This is a genomic window from Streptomyces sp. T39, from assembly GCF_008042045.1.
Lineage (GTDB): Bacteria > Actinomycetota > Actinomycetes > Streptomycetales > Streptomycetaceae > Streptomyces.
The window spans coordinates 71,395-88,217 of record NZ_RDBP01000054.1 but is presented as its reverse complement, the minus strand read 5'-3'; the positions used below and the strand labels follow the sequence as shown (position 1 = coordinate 88,217).

General features: G+C 73.7%; 14 protein-coding genes. 6 read left to right on the top strand and 8 right to left on the bottom strand.

The annotated features are described in order from the left end of the window. Positions 1-71: 71 nt before the first annotated feature. From EAO77_RS32640 to EAO77_RS32615, 6 genes are all read right to left on the bottom strand, one after another. Positions 72-2,291: an NADP-dependent isocitrate dehydrogenase gene (locus EAO77_RS32640; protein WP_147991938.1), complete on the bottom strand. Its 2,220-nt coding sequence runs from the start codon at positions 2,289-2,291 to the stop codon at positions 72-74. A gap of 115 nt (positions 2,292-2,406) precedes the next feature. Further along, positions 2,407-3,333: a carbohydrate ABC transporter permease gene (locus EAO77_RS32635; protein WP_261994246.1), complete on the bottom strand. Its 927-nt coding sequence runs from the start codon at positions 3,331-3,333 to the stop codon at positions 2,407-2,409. Further along, on the bottom strand, positions 3,330-4,685 hold the full coding sequence (locus tag EAO77_RS32630) for a carbohydrate ABC transporter permease (protein ID WP_147991937.1): 1,356 nt from the start codon (positions 4,683-4,685) through the stop codon (positions 3,330-3,332). The genes EAO77_RS32635 and EAO77_RS32630 overlap by 4 nt, the downstream gene beginning before the upstream one ends. Before the next feature lie 11 nt (positions 4,686-4,696). Continuing rightward, complete coding sequence (locus tag EAO77_RS32625; RefSeq protein WP_147991936.1) at positions 4,697-6,028, bottom strand: ABC transporter substrate-binding protein; 1,332 nt, start codon at positions 6,026-6,028, stop codon at positions 4,697-4,699. A gap of 30 nt (positions 6,029-6,058) precedes the next feature. Continuing rightward, positions 6,059-7,759 (bottom strand): glycoside hydrolase family 13 protein, encoded by a 1,701-nt coding sequence (locus EAO77_RS32620; protein ID WP_147991935.1) that lies wholly within the window; start codon positions 7,757-7,759, stop codon positions 6,059-6,061. A 221-nt stretch (positions 7,760-7,980) separates the two neighbouring features. Next, entirely contained in the window at positions 7,981-9,249 is a 1,269-nt protein-coding gene (locus EAO77_RS32615; protein WP_147991934.1) for an ABC transporter substrate-binding protein, read from the bottom strand. 165 nt (positions 9,250-9,414) lie between these two features. Here EAO77_RS32615 and EAO77_RS32610 point away from each other — a divergent pair, with 165 nt between their 5' ends. From EAO77_RS32610 to EAO77_RS32600, 3 genes are read left to right on the top strand one after another with little or no spacing between them, the layout of a single operon-like run. Further along, the gene (locus tag EAO77_RS32610; protein WP_147991933.1) at positions 9,415-9,921 is read left to right on the top strand and encodes a PadR family transcriptional regulator; all 507 of its coding nucleotides are present in this window, start codon (positions 9,415-9,417) and stop codon (positions 9,919-9,921) included. Continuing rightward, the gene (locus tag EAO77_RS32605) at positions 9,918-10,763 is read left to right on the top strand and encodes an ABC transporter ATP-binding protein (protein WP_261994245.1); all 846 of its coding nucleotides are present in this window, start codon (positions 9,918-9,920) and stop codon (positions 10,761-10,763) included. The genes EAO77_RS32610 and EAO77_RS32605 overlap by 4 nt, the downstream gene beginning before the upstream one ends. Continuing rightward, a complete protein-coding gene (locus EAO77_RS32600; protein ID WP_147991932.1) occupies positions 10,760-13,072 on the top strand; it encodes an ABC transporter permease in 2,313 nt (770 codons plus the stop codon). The genes EAO77_RS32605 and EAO77_RS32600 overlap by 4 nt, the downstream gene beginning before the upstream one ends. Before the next feature lie 119 nt (positions 13,073-13,191). Here the strand turns inward: EAO77_RS32600 and EAO77_RS32595 are convergent, their stop codons facing one another. Beyond that, on the bottom strand, positions 13,192-13,851 hold the full coding sequence (locus EAO77_RS32595) for a response regulator (protein WP_147991931.1): 660 nt from the start codon (positions 13,849-13,851) through the stop codon (positions 13,192-13,194). Beyond that, entirely contained in the window at positions 13,848-14,846 is a 999-nt protein-coding gene (locus EAO77_RS32590; protein ID WP_147992064.1) for a HAMP domain-containing sensor histidine kinase, read from the bottom strand. Before EAO77_RS32590 ends, EAO77_RS32595 begins: the two co-directional genes overlap by 4 nt. 259 nt (positions 14,847-15,105) lie before the next feature. Between EAO77_RS32590 and EAO77_RS32585 the strand changes: the two genes are divergently transcribed. The 3 genes from EAO77_RS32585 to EAO77_RS32575 all read left to right on the top strand — a co-directional run bounded on the left by EAO77_RS32585 (position 15,106) and on the right by EAO77_RS32575 (position 16,747). Then, entirely contained in the window at positions 15,106-15,432 is a 327-nt protein-coding gene (locus EAO77_RS32585) for a TraR/DksA family transcriptional regulator (RefSeq protein WP_147991930.1), read from the top strand. A gap of 74 nt (positions 15,433-15,506) precedes the next feature. Further along, positions 15,507-15,929: a TraR/DksA family transcriptional regulator gene (locus EAO77_RS32580; RefSeq protein WP_147992063.1), complete on the top strand. Its 423-nt coding sequence runs from the start codon at positions 15,507-15,509 to the stop codon at positions 15,927-15,929. Beyond that, the gene (locus EAO77_RS32575; protein ID WP_147991929.1) at positions 15,926-16,747 is read left to right on the top strand and encodes a rod shape-determining protein; all 822 of its coding nucleotides are present in this window, start codon (positions 15,926-15,928) and stop codon (positions 16,745-16,747) included. The genes EAO77_RS32580 and EAO77_RS32575 overlap by 4 nt, the downstream gene beginning before the upstream one ends. Positions 16,748-16,823: the final 76 nt, after the last annotated feature.

Sequence of the window (16,823 nt, the reverse complement as noted above, 5' to 3'; positions counted from 1 at the left end):
GGCCGTGCGCGGGAACGCCGCCGCCCCGGCCGGGCGGACCCGGGCCGGGGCGGAACGTGGAACGTACGGTGTCAGGCCAGCGTGGCGAGGGCCTGGTTCAGCGTCTCGGACGGACGCATCACGGCCGACGCCTTGGCCGGGTCGGGCTGGTAGTAGCCGCCGATCTCCGCCGGGGAGCCCTGGACGGCGATCAGCTCGCCGACGATGGTCTCCTCCTGCTCCGCGAGCGTCTTCGCGAGCGGGGCGAAGGCCCCGGCGAGCTGCGCGTCGTCGGACTGGCCGGCCAGCTCCTGCGCCCAGTACAGGGCGAGGTAGAAGTGGCTGCCGCGGTTGTCGATGCCGCCGAGGCGGCGGCTCGGCGACTTGTCCTCGTTGAGGAACGTGCCGGTGGCACGGTCCAGGGTGTCGGCGAGGACCTTGGCCCGCGCGTTGCCGGTGGTGGTGGCGAGGTGCTCGAAGCTGACCGCGAGCGCCAGGAACTCACCGAGGCTGTCCCAGCGGAGGTAGTTCTCCTTGACGAGCTGCTGGACGTGCTTGGGGGCGGAGCCGCCCGCGCCCGTCTCGAACAGACCGCCGCCGTTCATCAGCGGGACGACCGAGAGCATCTTGGCGCTGGTGCCCAGCTCCAGGATGGGGAAGAGGTCGGTCAGGTAGTCGCGGAGCACGTTGCCGGTGACGGAGATGGTGTTCTCGCCGCGGCGGATGCGCTCGACGGACAGCTTGGTCGCCTCGACCGGCGCCAGGATCCGGATGTCCAGGCCCTCGGTGTCGTGCTCGGGCAGGTAGGCGTTGACCTTGGCGATGAGCTGCGCGTCGTGGGCGCGGGTCTCGTCCAGCCAGAAGACGGCCGGGTCGCCGGTGGCGCGGGCGCGGGTGACGGCGAGCTTCACCCAGTCCTTGATCGGCGCGTCCTTGGTCTGGCACATGCGGAAGATGTCGCCGGCGCCGACGGTCTGCTCCAGCACGGCGTTGCCCTCGGCGTCGACGACGCGGACGGTGCCGGTGGCCGGGATCTCGAACGTCTTGTCGTGGCTGCCGTACTCCTCGGCCTTCTGCGCCATCAGGCCGACGTTCGGGACGGTGCCCATGGTGGCCGGGTCGTAGGCGCCGTTGGCGCGGCAGTCCTCGATCACGGCCTGGTAGACGCCCGCGTAGCTGCTGTCCGGGAGGACGGCGAGGGTGTCGGCCTCCTGGCCGTCGGGGCCCCACATGTGGCCCGAGGTGCGGATCATGGCCGGCATCGAGGCGTCGACGATGACGTCGGACGGCACGTGCAGGTTGGTGATGCCCTTGTCGGAGTCGACCATCGCGAGGGCGGGGCCCTCGGCGAGCTCGGCGTCGAAGGACGCCTTGACCTCGGCGCCCTCCGGCAGCGACTCCAGGCCCTTGTAGATGCCGCCGAGGCCGTCGTTCGGCGTGAGGCCGGCCTTCGCGAGGACGTCGCCGTACTGCGCGAAGGTCTTCGGGAAGAAGGCGCGTACGACGTGGCCGAAGACGATCGGGTCCGACACCTTCATCATCGTGGCCTTGAGGTGCACGGAGAACAGCACGTCCTCGGCCTTGGCCCGGGCGACCTGGGCGGTGAGGAACTCGCGCAGGGCGGCGACGCGCATCACGGAGGCGTCGACGACCTCGCCCGCGAGGACGGGGACCGACTCGCGCAGCACGGTGGTGGAGCCGTCGTCACCCTTGAGCTCGATGCGCAGGGTGCCGTCCTCCGCGACGACCGCGGACTTCTCGGTGGAACGGAAGTCGTCGACGCCCATGGTGGCGACGTTCGTCTTCGAGTCGCCGCTCCAGGCGCCCATGCGGTGCGGGTGGGCCTTGGCGTAGTTCTTGACCGAGGCGGGGGCGCGGCGGTCGGAGTTGCCCTCGCGCAGGACCGGGTTGACGGCGCTGCCCTTGACCTTGTCGTAGCGGGCGCGGATGTCGCGCTCCTCGTCGGTCTTCGGGTCGTCCGGGTAGGCCGGGAGCGCGTAGCCCTGGGCCTGGAGCTCGGCCACGGCAGCCTTCAGCTGCGGGATCGAGGCCGAGATGTTCGGAAGCTTGATGATGTTCGCACCGGGGGTCTTCGCCAGCTCGCCGAGCTCGGCGAGGGCGTCGTCGATGCGCTGGCCCTCTTCGAGGTACTCGGGGAACTGGGAGATGATCCGCCCCGCGAGCGAGATGTCACGGGTCTCCACGGTGACACCGGCCGTCGATGCGTACGCCTGGATCACAGGCAGGAACGAGTACGTCGCCAGGGCGGGCGCCTCGTCGGTGTGCGTATAGATGATGGTCGAGTCAGTCACCTGGTGCTCCGCTCTCCACGTCTGCAACATTGCTCGACATCAAGATATCTCGTGAGCGGCTCCCGTTCGAACGCGGCCCGCCCCCCGTGGGCGGGCCGCGTTCACGGGGCCGCGGCTACTTCACGGATCCCGCCATCACTCCCTGGACGAAGTGCCTCTGGAAGGCGAAGAACACGACCAGCGGGACGACCAGCGACAGGAAGGCGCCCGGCGCCAGGACGCCGATGTTGCTGCCGAACTGGCGCATCTGGGACTGGAGCGCGACGGTCAGCGGCTGGGAGCCGCTGTCGGCGAAGAGCAGCGCCACGAGCATGTCGTTCCACACCCACAGGAACTGGAAGATCGCGAGGCTGGCGATGGCGGGGCGGCCGAGCGGCAGCACCAGCCGGGAGAAGATCCGCCACTCGCTGCCGCCGTCCATGCGGGCGGCCTCCAGCATCTCGCGGGGGATCTCCGCGAAGTAGTTCCGCAGCAGGAACACCGCGAAGGGCAGCCCGTAGGCGACGTGGAAGAGGACGACGCCGGCGACGGTGCCGAACAGCCCCACCGCCCCGAAGAGCTTGGCGACCGGCAGCAGACCGATCTGGACGGGCACCACCAGCAGGCCGACGACCACCAGGAAGATCCCGTCCCGGCCGGGGAACTCCAGCCAGGCGAAGGCGTAGCCGGCGAGGGCGGCGATGCCGACGACCAGCACGGTGGTGGGGACGGCGATCAGCACCGTGTTCCAGAAGGCGGTGGTGATGCCGGAGTCCTGGAACAGCGCGGTGTAGTTGTCCAGCGACAGCTGGGAGGGATCGGTGAAGGCCGTCCACCAGCCGTCGGAGGCGTTGTCGCTCTCGTCGCGCAGCGAGGAGAGGAACAGCCCGGCGAGCGGGGTGATCCACACCAGGGCGACGACGATCAGCAGCGCCTGGACGGCGGAACTGCTCAGCAGGCGTCCGAGCCGGCCGGTGCGGCGGGGCGCACGGCGCGTCCCGGGGGCGCCGGCCGGGGGCACGGTGGTGACGGGCCGCCGTTCGGCCGTGAGGTGGCCGCTCATGCGCCGCTCCTTCGGAAACGCCGGATGTTGAAGATCATCGCGGGGACGACCAGGAGGAGGAGCAGGACGGCGAGCGCGCTGCCGAGCCCCTGGTCGTTGCCGCCGCCGAAGGACACCAGCCACATGCGGGTCGCCAGCACGTCGGCCTCCTCCTGGACGGGGCCGGGCGCGATGATCCACACCAGGTCGAAGACCTTCATCACGTTGATGACGAGGGTGACGAAGACGACGGTCAGCACGGGAGCGAGCAGCGGCACGGTGATCCTGCGGAAGATCTGGCCCTCGCTCGCCCCGTCCATCCGGGCCGCCTCCAGCGCGTCGCGCGGGATGGAGGCGAGGCCGGCTCCGATCAGCACCATGGCGAAGCCCGTCCACACCCACAGGTAGGCGCCGATGATCGCCGGGGTGACCAGCGCGGGGCCCAGCCAGTTCACGCCCTCGTAGGGTGCGGCGAAGTTCGCGGCCGGGAGCCGGTAGGTGTATCCGTCGCCGTCGAGGCCCGCGAAGCGGAAGGACCCGTCGGCGGCCGTGGTGGCGGTCGCGGCGGTCTTCCCGTCCCGCACCGCCTCGACGGTCATCCCGGGCAGGCCCTTCTCGCCGGGGTCGACCTCGCCCGGGGTGCCCTTGCCGCCGGGGGCGAAGTCGAGCCAGACCACTCCCCCGAGCTCGCCGGCGGCCGGCGGGGCGCCGGCCGCGTCGGCGGCGCCGCCGGGCATGTCCTCCGGGGCGATGCCGACGAAGCCGAAGGACGCGGCCTCGCCCGGGCCGTAGGCGGTGCCGGTGGTGTACGGGCCGCCCGCGCGGCCGGTGAGGCCCTGGTCCTCGCGCGCCCGTGCCGTCGGGTAGGCGGCGGGGTCCTCGAAGACGTCGTGGACCTCGGTGACGACGGCGTTGAGCACGCCGCGGTCCGGGTCCTGCTCGTAGGCGAGCCGGAAGATGATGCCGGCGGCCAGGAAGGACACGGCCATGGGCAGGAACAGCACCAGCTTGAACGCGGTCGCCCAGCGCACCTTCTCGGTGAGCACGGCGAGCACCAGGCCGAGCCCGGTCAGCAGCAGGGGCGCCACGACGACCCAGATGGTGCTGTTGCGGATGGCCTTGAGCGTGGCGGGGTCCCGGAAGATCTCCGCGTAGTTCCCGGCGCCGACGAAGCGGTCACCGCTCGCGTCGAACAGGCTGCGCCCGACGGAGAAGACGACGGGGTAGACCACCAGGGCGCCGAGGAGCAGCAGGGCGGGGAGGACGAAGGCGACGGCGAGCAGGCGCCTTCTGCGCCGGGCGCCGCGGCGCGGGTCCGCCGGGGCCCCGCGCCGCGGGCCTGCCGCGGCGCGGGTCGTGTGGGTGTCGGCCATGGTGTGCGGCCTCAGTTCCCGTACGCCTTGGCCGCCGCGGCCTCCAGCTTCGCGGCGGTTGCCTTCGGGTCGGACGGGTCGCGCAGGAAGTCCTGGAGGAGCTTCCACTCGCCCGCTCCCTTGGTGCCGCCGAAGGCCGCGGGCGCCTGGTCGGACATGTCGAAGCGGACCGCGTCGCCGGCCGCGACCAGGGACTCGGCGGTCTTCCTGGTGGTGTCGTCCGCGTACGCGTCGAGGCTCACGTTCTTGTTCGGCGACAGGAAGCCGCCGGCGCCGGCCCAGATCTCGGCGGCCTCGGGGGTGGCCAGGAACTCCAGCAGCTTCATGCCGGCCTCGGCGTTCTTGCCCTCCTTGAGGACGACCGCGGCGTCACCGCCGCTGACGACGGGCGCCTTGCCGCCGGCGACCGGGGGGAAGGGGAAGAACTTGGCGTCCTCGCCGGGCTTGCGGCCGAACTCGTCCTTGGCGACGCCGCCGACGAAGTCGCCCTCGTAGACCATGCCGGCCTTCGGCTCGGGGCCGAAGACCTGCTCGACGGAGGCGGGGAAGTCGGTGCGCAGCGCGCCCTGGGCGCCGCCGGCCACGAGCTGCTTGTCCTTGAACACCTCGCCGAGCGTGGTGAGGGCCGTGACGACGCTCTCGTCGGTCCACTTCAGTTCGTGCCGGGCGAGCTGGTCGTACTTCTCGGGCCCGGCCTGGGAGAGGTAGATGTTCTCGAACCAGTCGGTCAGGGTCCAGCCGTCCTCGCCGGCTATCGCGAACGCGGGGCGGCCGGAGTCGGCGAGGGTGCGGCCCGTCTCCAGCAGTTCCTCGTAGGTGGCGGGCTCGCTCACGCCGGCCTGGGCGAACGCGTCGGGGCTGTACCAGACCGTCGACTTGTGCGCGGCCTTGAAGTAGAGGCCGTAGTAGTCGCCGTCGACGGTGCCGTACTCCTTCCAGACCGGGGCCACGCCGTCCGTCGCCGACTTCGCGGCGGTGTCGGAGAGCGGCGTGAGCCAGCCCTCCTTGGCGAACTGCTGGAGCACACCGACCTGCGGGACCATCACGACGTCGGGGGCGTTGCCGCCCTCGATCTTGCTGCCGACGAAGGTGGAGACGTTGTCGCCGGAGGGGACGAAGACCGTCTTGGCGCCGGTCTTCTCGGTGAAGGCGTCGAGCACCTTCTTGAAGTTCTTCTGTTCGCTGCCGGTCCACACGCCGGCCACGGTGACCGTCTTGCCGCTGAGTTCACCTCCGCTCGCGGGGGTGGTGCTGCCGCCGCAGGCGGTGGCCGTCAGGGCGACGGCGAGTGCGGCCGATGCGGTGGCCGCGATACGCCGGGGGGTGCGAGCGGTGTGTCGCATGGTGGGTCCTTCCGGGAAAGAGGGGCGGGTTCAGAGAGTGGAGGCCGGCTGCTCGCCGGTGTGGTCCGCGGTCCACCAGGCGGCCGTGGCGCCCGGGAGCACGCCGGCGGGGCAGGGGCCGCTGGAGAGCAGCGGGGTGCCGGTGACCGGGGCGGGCACGGGGTCGGTGCCGAAGTTGACCGCGCAGACCAGTCCGTCGCCGCGGACCATGGCCAGCACCTGCGGAGGGGCGTCCAGCCACCGCAGGGTGCCGTCGCCCAGCTGGGGCAGCGAACGCCGCAGCTGGAGGCCGTCGCGGTAGAGGTGCCAGAAGGAGCGGGTGTCGGACAGGGCCCGGTCCGTGGCGTGCTCGGCGAACCACTCGGGCTGCGGCAGCCACGGCCGGGCCCCTGCCGCGCCCTGGCTGAAGCCGAACGGGGAAGCATGGCCGGACCAGGGCAGCGGGACCCGGCAGCCGTCGCGGATGTGCTTGCGGCTGCCGGTGCGGCGGAAGATCGGGTCGGTCAGCACCTCGTCGGGGAGGTCGAGGACCTCGGGAAGCCCGAGCTCCTCGCCCTGGTAGACGTAGGCGGCGCCGGGGAGGGCGAGCATCAGCAGGGCGGCGGCGCGGGCACGGGCGGCTCCCAGTCCGCTGCCCTCCACGCCGGGCTCCCCCGCGTAGCGGGTGACGGTGCGGACCTGGTCGTGGTTGTTGAGCACCCAGGTGACGGTGGATCCGGTGCCGGCGATGTCGGTGACGGCCTCGTCGATCACGGACCGGAAGGCGGCGGCGTCCCAGGGCGCGCTGAGCAGGTCGAAGAAGAACGCCTGGTGCAGTTCGTCCGGGCGGACGTACTCGGCGTGCTCGCGCGCCGTGGGCACGGACACCTCGCCGACGAGCAGCCGCTCGCGTCCGTCCAGCACCGCGTACTCGTCGCAGACGCGGCGCCACCGCCGCCACACGTCGTGCACCTCGGGCTGGTTCCAGGCGAGCGGGTTGACGGAGTCCCGGTGGCGTTCGTCGGCCTCGGGGTCGTCGGAGTCGGGGAGTTCGGGGTGCTTGAAGAGGCCCGCGGCGACGTCGATGCGGAATCCGTCCACACCGCGGTCGAGCCAGAAGCGCAGCACCGACTCGAAGGAGTCCCCGACGGCCGGGTCGCGCCAGTTGAGGTCGGGCTGCTCGGGGGTGAACAGGTGCAGGTACCACTCCCCCGGGGTGCCGTCGGGCTCGGTGGTGCGGCTCCAGGCGGGCCCGCCGAACATGGCGCGCCAGTTGTTGGGGGGTTCGTCGCCGCCGGGGCCGCGGCCCGGTGCGAAGTGGAAGCGCCCCCGGGCGGGGCTGCCCGCGGGGGCGGCCAGGGCCTCGCGGAACCACGGGTGCTCGCTGGAGCAGTGGTTCGGGACGATGTCGAGCAGCAGCTTCAGTCCGAGGCGCCGGGCGTCGGCCGTGAGCCGGTCGAACTCCTCCAGGTCGCCGTAGACGGGATCGACGTCGCAGTAGTCGGCGACGTCGTACCCGTGGTCGTGCTGGGGCGACGGGTAGAAGGGGCTGAGCCAGATGCCGTCGACCCCGAGCTTGCGGAGGTAGGGCAGCCCGGCGCGGACGCCGGCCAGGTCGCCGATGCCGTCCCCGGTGCTGTCGAGGAAGCTGCGGACGTAGACCTGGTAGATCACCGCGTCGCGCCACCAGGCGTCGGGGGCCGCGGCGGCGCGGGAGAGGCGGCCGGTGCCGGCCACAAGGGTGCTGAGCATCTCGCGTCAACCGTTTCTGCTGGATGCGAGGGCGCCCCGGATCGGGTGCGTCGTTATGCATGCATGTTAAGTAGCCGTGTCTGAGAGGTGTCAACGGCGAGAGCAGAAACCGGCGAAAGCTGGGGGAGTTTGCCCGGCAATGCCCAGCTCCCAGGAGTCGAGCATGAAGAAACCCCTACTTAACATGTAAGTAGGGGTTGATCAGGGTGGACGGAGCGGGCTCAGCCCCTTTGGGAGATCGCCGAGAGCTCGCGGGCCAGTCGCCCCACGGCCCGGTCCGGGCTCTGGCGCAGCGCCATGACGTCCTGCGCGACCGCCTGCACGGCGAGGCTCACCTGGTCGTAGCGCGGGCTCTTGGGCCGCGGCACGGCCGTCAGCACGCTCTCGCGCAGGGTCGGCAGGTACGGGTGGTCCCGTATCAGCGCGGGGTCCTCGTAGAGCGCGGCCCGCACCGGCGGGAGCGCCCCCTCGGTGAGCACCCGGCGCTGGACCCGCTCACCGGTCAGGTACGCGATGAGGTCGGCGGCCGACGCGGGATGGCGCGAATGGCTGCTGACCGCGAGGTTCGACCCGCCGAGCACACTGGTGCCGGGGCCGTCCGGCCCCGGCAGGGGCACCGTGCCGATCCGGCCGGCGACCGGGGAGTCCTCCGCGGCCGCCTCGGCGTACACATAGGGCCAGTTGCGCAGGAACAGCAGCCTGCCGTCCTGGAACGCCTTCCGGGACTCCTCCTCCTTCCAGCCGAGGGCCTCGCGCGGGATCCAGCCCTCGCGCACACCGCCGGCGAGGAAGGACAGCCCGTCGCGGGCCGCCCGGGAGTCCACGCTCACCCGTGCTCCGTCGTCGCGCAGCACCGAGCCGCCCGCCGAGTGCACCGCCTCCGTGACGTTCACCGTCAGGCCCTCGTACGGCAGGAACTGACCCGCGTACCCGCCCAGTCCGTGGCGCGGCGCGAGGGTGCGGGCCTGCCGGGCGAGCTCGGCCCAGGTGCGCGGCGGCTTCTCGCCCGCCTGCTCCAGGACGTCCTTGCGGTAGTAGAGCAGTCCGGCGTTGGTCACGTACGGGACGGCGTAGAGGCGGCTCTCGAAGGTCGCGGTGTCCACGACCGGACGCAGGAAGGCGTCCAGCGGGAAACGGTCGCGTTCCAGCGGCGCTATCCAGCCCGCGGCCGCGAACTCCGAGGTCCAGGCCACGTCGATGTTGAGCACGTCGAACCGGTCGCTGCCGGAGCGCAGTTCACTGATCATCTGGGCGCGGGTCTCGTCCGCGGAGTCGGGCAGCTCGACCAGGGTCACCCGCTCACCGGGATGCCGCTCGTTCCATTCGCGGAGCAACGGCGGCAGATAGCCGGTGAGATCGCCGGCCGTGACCAGGGTCATCGGCCCGCGCCCCGGCGGAGCCTGCCCGCCCTGCACGCCGAAACCGGCATGACCGGCCAGCACCACCGCCGCGACCAGGAGTCCTCTACCCGCGGCACGCATCCACCGCATAGGTTCCTCCCAGCACGATCCGGCTGCGCCGCCGACCATCGTGGCCTATATATACCCGTTAGGCATGAGCGATACTAGACGTGCAGGCGGACCGGCCGGACTGCCGGGCCCTCCGGCGGTCGCCGGGCCGGCGGGAATCCACGGAGCGGGAGAGAGGGGACGGGCGTGCGGCTGCCGCTCCTGGCACTTCTCACCCGTGGTCCGGCGCACGGTTACGAGCTGAAGCTGGACCTTGAGAAGCTCCTGGGCGCCGCGTACCCTCAGCCGAACGTCGGCCAGATCTACGTGACCCTCGGCCGGCTGGAGAAGAGCGGCCTGATCGACGGCGAGGACGTCGAGCAGTCGGGCCGGCCCAACAAGCGCACGTACCGGCTGACGGCCGCGGGGCGCGAGGCGGTGCTGGCCTGGTTCGAGGAGACCCACGACGAACCGCGCGTCAGGGACGAGTTCTTCATGAAGCTCGCCCTCGCGCCCGAGTCCGGGCTCGCCGACCCCGTGGCGCTGATCAACCGGCAGCGGAGGCAGTACCTCAACACCATGCGGGAGCTGTCGCGGCTGGCCGCGGCCGAGGACCGGGACAACCGGATCTCCCAGCTGCTGATCGAAGGGGCCATGCTGCACCTCCAGGCCGATCTGGACTGGCTGGAACGCTGTCAGGAGGAGCTGGAATGAGCGACGCCGCGTCCGCCGGCGACCGCCGGGAGCCGCCCGCCACGGGCGGGGACGCCCCGCGGTCCGCGACGGCGGCCGGGCCGGGGACGGCGGGTGCGCCGGGCACGCCCATCGTGCGGGCCGAGCAGCTCACCAAGACCCACCACGGCGAGGGCGCACCGGTGCACGCCGTCCGCGGGGTCGACCTGACCGTCCAGCCGGGCGAGTTCGTCGCCGTCACCGGGCCGTCCGGTGCGGGCAAGTCCACCCTGCTGCACCTCATGGGCGGGCTCCAGCGCCCGGACAGCGGACGGCTGTGGCTCGACGGCGAACGGGTCGACCAGTACCGCGAGGCCCGCTGGGCCGTGCTGCGGCGGCGCCGGGTCGGCATCGTCTTCCAGTTCTTCAACCTGGTCTCCAACCTCACCGTCGCCGACAACGTCGAACTCCCGGCGCTGCTCGCCGGGGCGTCGCCGGCGGCCGCCCGGGCCTCCCGCGCCGAACTCCTCGCCGAACTCGGTCTCGAAGGCCGCGAGAAGTCCGTGCCGGGCGAACTGTCCGGCGGCGAACAGCAGCGGGTCGCCCTCGCCCGCGCGCTCGTCAACCACCCCGCCCTCCTCCTCGCCGACGAACCGGCCGGCAGCCTGGACAGCAAGGGCACCCGGGAGGTGCTCCGGCTGCTGACCCGCTTCCACCAGCGGGGGCAGACCATCCTGATGGTCACCCACGACGCCCGGATGGCCAGTGCCGCCGACCGGGTCATCAGCTTCTTCGACGGCCGGATAGCCGACGACGCGATGCTCGGCAGCGCCGCACGCGGCGCACGGCACGGGGTGTCGGGCGTGCTCGAACTCAAGGAGTGAGCGRGCGGGCGACTCTGCGCTGGGCCAACGCCGACCTGCGCGCACACCGCGGCGAGGCGCTGTTCGTGGTGCTGGCCAGCGCGGGCGTGATCGCCTCGCTGCTGCTCGCCGGAGCGCTGCTCGGATACGCCGCCAACCCCTGGCAGCGGGTCTTCAACCAGTCCCAGGGCGCCCACATATGGCTCCACACCCGCGGCGGCGCCGACACGGCGGCGCTCTCCCGGCTCGACGGCATCACCTCCCTGGCCGGCCCCTACCGCACCGCGGACGCCACCGCCGCCTCCCGGGGCGCACGGGCGGGCATCGAACTGCGGGCCACCGGGGCACAGCTCCCGGAGACCGGCAGGCCCCTGCTCGCGCGGGGCCAGTGGCTCGCGTCCCGGACGGACGAGATCGTCCTGGAGAGCTCCGTCGCCCAGGCCCTGTGGGCCGAGCCCGGCGACACCGTACGCGTCACGGGCCCGCGCGGCACCGCCCACGCGCTGCGTGTCGCCGGGATCGCCGAGGCCGCGGAACCGCGCTACCGGCCGGGCGGCGGGCCGGGCACCGGCTGGGTGCTGCCCGGCGCCCTGGACACCGTCGCCCCCGGCTCGCACGACCAGACGGTGGGCCTGCGCCTGGCCGATCCGGACGACACCGACTTCATGGTGCAGCGGGCCGTCACCCTGCTCGGCGCCGACCGGGTCGCGCAGGTCACCAAGTGGCAGCAGGCACGGGCGGAGGCCGGTGACGACGACCGGCTGCTGGGCCGGCTGTTCGCCGTGTTCGGCCTCGGCGCGCTGCTGGCCGCCGCGCTCGCCGCCTCCGGAGCGGTCGCCGCACGGGTGCGCGGCCAGCTCAGGGACATCGCGGTGCTCAAGGCCGTCGGGTTCACGCCCGGACAGGTGGTGCGGGCCTTCCTCCTCCAGCATCTGGCGTTCGCCCTGCTCGGTGTGGCCCTCGGGTCCGCCGCGATCGCGGTGGTCGGCTCCCGGATACCGGGCAGGATCGGCGACGCGGTCTCCGTCTGGCAGGACCTGCCGGGCCGGGCCGCCGTCATGACCGGGGTGCCGGCCGGTGCGGTGCTGCTGATCGCCGCCGCCACCTCGCTCGCCGCGTGGCGGGCGGGCCGGGTGCCGCCGGTGCCCGTCGCGCGGGCGGCACAGCCGCTGCCCTCGCCGATGACCGCGCTGGGACGCCGTGCCCTCGGGCTGCAGGTGCCGCCCGCGCTGGTCCTGGGATGGCGGGCCGCGTTCCCCCGGAGGGGACGCACCGTGCTCCAGGTGGCCCGGCTCGCCCTGCCGCTCGTCCTGATCACGGTCGCGCTCGTCGCCTGGTCGACCCTGGACCAGTTCCGCGACCGCCCCGCGCGCATGGGGCTGCCGACGGCCCTGACCGTGCGCGCCGCGCAGCCCGGCGGGCCCGCGGACGCCGAGCTGCGGGAGACGCTCGCACGCGTCGCCGGGGTGGCCGCCGCCCACCCCGGCGCGGAGATGGCCGCCCTGGTGCCCGGCCAGACCGGCACGATCACCCTGCGCGGCCTCGGCACCGACCGGGAGCCGTACCCCTCGGCGGTGGCGGAGGGCCGTTCCCCCGCCGGACCGGACGAGGCCGTCGCCGGGCAGGGACTGCTCGACCTCCTGGACGCCCGGGTCGGCGACTGGGTCCGGATGACGGTCGGCGGCAGGCCGCAGATCCTGCACATCGTCGGCCGCAGCATCGAACCCGAGTCGGGCGGCCGGGTGGTCACCACCACCCTGGACACGCTGCGCGAACGCGATCCGCAGCTGCGCCCCGGCTTCCAGGCCCTGGTGCTGAGCGAGGGAGCCGACCCGCGCACGGTCGCCGCCCGGGTGGCCGCGGCGCACGGATCCCTGGAGGTCCGGGAGACACCGAACCCCGCCGACCGTCTCGAACCGGCCCGGGCCGTGATCGCCGCCCTGATCGGCATCCTCGCGCTGATCGGCCTGATCGAGCTGCTCACCCTCATCGGCACGGAGGTACGCGACCGGGCACGCGATCTGCTCGCCCTGAAGGCGATCGGGCTGACCCCGCGGCAGATCGGCGCGGTGATCGTGACGGCGGCCGGGCTGACCGCACTGGTCTCCGCCGCGCTCGGGACCTCGGCCGGGGCGCTGGCCGGGCACTGGCTGGTGGACGCGCAGGCCCGGACCAGCGGCATGGGCGCCGGCGTGGCGCAGGTGCCCCCGTTCACCGTGCTGCTGGCCGTCGCGGCCGCCGCGGTCGCCGGCGCCGTCGCCGCGGCCACCCTCCCGGCGACCCGCACGGCACGGCGCCGGCTGGCGGACTCGCTGAGCGAGACGCTGTAGGCGGGTGCGGCGCGGCGGCGGGCAGGCGCGGCGGCACGGGAGCGGCACGGAAGGCACGGCGCGGCGGACGCGGCACGGCAGGCGCGGGCGCGGCGGGAAGGCGCGGCGGACGCGCGGAATCAGGGCTCGATCAGGCCGGACCGGATCGCGTACCGGGTGAGCGCCAGGCGGTCGCGGAGCCCGAGCTTGCTCAGCAGGTTCGCCCGGTGGCGCTGGACGGTCTTCACACTGATGAAGAGCGTCTCGGCGATGTCCTTCGACGACAGGCCCTCCGCCACGAGCTTGAGGACCTCCTCCTCCCGCGCCGTCAGGATCTCGTCCCCGGCGTCCTCCCCGAGGCGCGCGCGGTCCAGGTAGTTGCGGATCAGCGCCGTCACGGCCCCGGGGTAGAGGAAGGACTCCCCGCGCATCGCGGCCCGGCACGCCGCCACCAGGTCGCGGTCGGCGACGGACTTGAGGACGTAGCCGCAGGCCCCCGCCTTCAGGGCCTGGAAGAAGTACTGCTCGTTGTCGTACATCGTCAGCATCAGGATGCGCAGCCCCGGTCGGAGCGCCGCCAGTTCACGCGCGGCCTGGATGCCGGTCATCCTCGGCATGCCGATGTCGAGGACCGCGAGGTCGACCTCGTGGGTGCGGACCATCTCGACGGCCTCCGCGCCGTCACCGGCCTCGGCCACCACCCGCAGGCCGGGTTCCCCGTCCAGGATGAGCCGCACGCCCCGCCGCACCAGCGCGTGGTCGTCGGCGAGGAGGATGCGGATCTCCGTACCACCCGTCATGGCAGCCCCTCCTCGGGAGCGGCGGGGGCGAGCGGGACGGCGGCCGGCTCGGCCGGGGCCACCGGCACCGTCAGCCGGACCAGCGTGCCGCCCCGCTCCGAGCGGCGGATGTCGAACGCGGCGCCGAGCAGCAGGGCGCGTTCGCGCATCCCGCGGATGCCGGCGCCGTCGCGCGCCAGTCCCGGCCCCCGGCCGTCGTCGGTGACGGTGAGTGTCACCGCGTCGGGTGTGCCGGTCAGTTCGAGGGTCACGTTCCCCGCCTCCGCGTGCCGGGCGACATTGGTCAGGCTCTCCTGCGCGACGCGGTAGACGACGAGTTCGCTCACCCGGTCGAGGCCGGGCAGGCCGGTGCCGAAGCGGCGCTCCACGCGCAGCCCGGTGTGGGTGGCGAATTCGACGGCGAGCGAGGTCAGCGCGCTGACCAGCCCCAGGTCCTCCAGCACGCCGGGCCGCAGCCGCCGGGCGAGCCGGCGGACCTCGTCGAGGCTCGCCCGGGTGGTCTCCTGCGCGAGCCGTACGTCCTCCCGCAGCGGCCCGCCGGACTGGTCGGCCGCCCGCTTCAGCGTCAGCAGGACCGCGGTCATGCTCTGGCCCACCTCGTCGTGGAGCTCCTGCGCGATCCGGCGCCGCTCGGCCTCCTGGGCGTTGAGGGCGCGGGCGCTGCTGGAGGCACGCTCGGCCTCCAGCCGCTCGATCATCTCGTTGAAGGTGCTGATGAGTTCACCGACCCCGCCGTGGCCGGGTACGGGAAGCCGCCCGCCGGGACGGAGCAGGTCGACGGTGGTCATCTGCCGCGTCAGCCGGTCCAGCGGCGCCAGGCCGATGCGCAGCAGGGCCGCGTTGGCGACGAGCATGACGCCGAGCCCGCCGAGAAGGATCACCGCCTCGGTGAGCAGCACGGGCACGGAGACCGTCACCGGCGCCCACAGCAGCAGCGCGGTGGCGACTCCGAGCACCAGCGCGTTGAGCGCGAAAATCCGCCAGAACAGGGACACGGCGTACCTGACCTCCTCCTTCGTCGCAGGCACTACCACTATGGGCCACCCGGGGAGGGGGCCGGTACCGGGTTCCGGAGCCCGGCCGGTCTACATCATCGGTGCCCCCGCAAATGGGGTCCGGGCCCGATGGTCCGGCGCGCGGCGAAGGGCGAGGGTGGCAGCCAGGAACCCCTTGGCCTCCTCACCGCCGCCCGGCGGTGAGGTGTGCGTCCACGGCGCCCCCGCGGACGCCGGCCGCCGCCCCGAAAGGAACGCCATGTCGCCCGACGCGGCCCGCTCCGCCTCCCGTCCCCGCGGTGTCCCGGATCCCGAGATCCGGCAGCGCCTGGAGCACGAGCGTGCCTCCCGCCTCACCCAGCTGGAGGCGATCGAGGAGGAGCGGCACGAGGCACCGCACGACCTGATGATCGCGCAGCAGTCGGCGATCCGGCGGGTCCTCACCGAGATCGAGGCGGCCTTCGCCCGTCTGGAGCGCGGCGACTACGGCCGCTGCGAGGGCTGTGCCCGGCCGGTCCCGCACGAGCGTCTGGAGATCCTCCCGTACGCCCGGTGCTGCGTCGCCTGCCAGGGCCGCGCCGTGTGACGGCCCGCCCCACCGGACAGACCCGCCCCGATCCACCGCGCACAGCGGACCGCGCACCAGGAGTGGTGACCGAAGTGAAGAACCAGACGGCCGGCGTCCGCACCGCGGGCCCGGCTCCCGAGGATCTCGACGCGCTGCGCCGCAGCCTGCGGGAGCAGCGCGCCTTCCGCAGGGAGCAGTTGCGGCGCCTGTCCGGACCGCGACCCGCCGCCCCCGCCCCGGAGCACGAGGGCCGGGCCCGGACCCCGGACCGCGAGGCCCACGCCTCCGCGTACGGGACGCGGGCGCGCGCGGCCGAGGCCGTGCCCCGTGACCGGCTCGCCGCGTCCGCGCGGATGGTGCTCGCCGACGTGGAGGCCGCCCTCGCGCGCATGGACGAGGGCCGCTACGGGAGCTGCCACCTCTGCACCCGCCCCATCGCGCTCGCCCGTCTGACGGTGGTGCCGCAGGCCCGCTACTGCGGGCGCTGCCAGCATGTGCGGGAGGCGGGGCGGTGAACCGCGGGGCCGCGGAGGCGGACGCCGGACGACGCCACCCGCGGTGGCCCGCCTGCGGGCTCTGCCCCCGGTTCGCCCTCGACATCGGCAGCGCCCGCACCCGTGCCTGGACACCCGGCAGGGGTGTCGTCCTCGACGTGCCGACGGTGACGTTTCCGGGGGCCGGCGGGATCCACCCCGTCCAGCGCGGAGCGATCGTGGACACCCCCGGCGTCGCACGGATGCTGGACCGGCTGCTGGGCCGCCGCACGGCGGGCCCCGGCCGCCCGCTGATCGTCCTCGGCACGCCGGTGCTCGGCGGGCCCGGCTTCCGGGGGGCCGCGCTGGAGGCGCTGGAGGTACTGCGTCCGCGCACGGTGCTGACGGTCCCGACCGCGCGGGCGATCGCCCTCGGGGCGGGAGCGGACATGACCCGCCCGCTGGTGGTCGTGGACATCGGGGCCCAGGTGACGGAGGTCGCCCTGCTCGCCGGCGGAGCGGTGGCCGACGCGTACCGGACGGCGCTCGGGACCACCGATCCGGACGACGCGCTGCCGGCCGGCGACCTCGCCGGGGCGGTGGTCGCCATGGTCGCCGACATGCTGCGCGCCGACCGCACGCCGCAGGCCCTGGGCGCGCTGCGCCGCGGCGTGCTGCTGGCCGGCGGCGGTGCCCTGCGGCCGGAGATCGCCTGTGCGCTGGCGGACCGGCTGCGGGTGCCGGTGCGGCCCGCGCCGGCCCCGCACACCGCAGCGCTGCGGGGCGCCGGACAGGTGCTCGCCTCCGTGCACCGTCATCCGGCCTCCGCCGTCCGTCCCGGCCGCACCTGCGACGAGTGACGTCGCCGTCCCCCGAGAAGGAGCAGAGATGCACGATCCGGTCCCCCGCGCCCAGCCGCCCCCCGCCGGCGCCGCA

Excerpts from the sequence above, each read along its gene's own strand:
- EAO77_RS32635 (WP_261994246.1), bottom strand. The coding sequence starts at position 3,333 with ATGAGCGGCCACCTCACGGCCGAACGGCGGCCCGTCACCACCGTGCCC.
- EAO77_RS32630 (WP_147991937.1), bottom strand. The coding sequence starts at position 4,685 with ATGGCCGACACCCACACGACCCGCGCCGCGGCAGGCCCGCGGCGCGGG.
- EAO77_RS32625 (WP_147991936.1), bottom strand. The coding sequence starts at position 6,028 with ATGCGACACACCGCTCGCACCCCCCGGCGTATCGCGGCCACCGCATCG.
- EAO77_RS32620 (WP_147991935.1), bottom strand. The coding sequence starts at position 7,759 with ATGCTCAGCACCCTTGTGGCCGGCACCGGCCGCCTCTCCCGCGCCGCC.
- EAO77_RS32615 (WP_147991934.1), bottom strand. The coding sequence starts at position 9,249 with ATGCGGTGGATGCGTGCCGCGGGTAGAGGACTCCTGGTCGCGGCGGTG.
- EAO77_RS32605 (WP_261994245.1), top strand. The coding sequence starts at position 9,918 with ATGAGCGACGCCGCGTCCGCCGGCGACCGCCGGGAGCCGCCCGCCACG.
- EAO77_RS32595 (WP_147991931.1), bottom strand. The coding sequence starts at position 13,851 with ATGACGGGTGGTACGGAGATCCGCATCCTCCTCGCCGACGACCACGCG.
- EAO77_RS32585 (WP_147991930.1), top strand. The coding sequence starts at position 15,106 with ATGTCGCCCGACGCGGCCCGCTCCGCCTCCCGTCCCCGCGGTGTCCCG.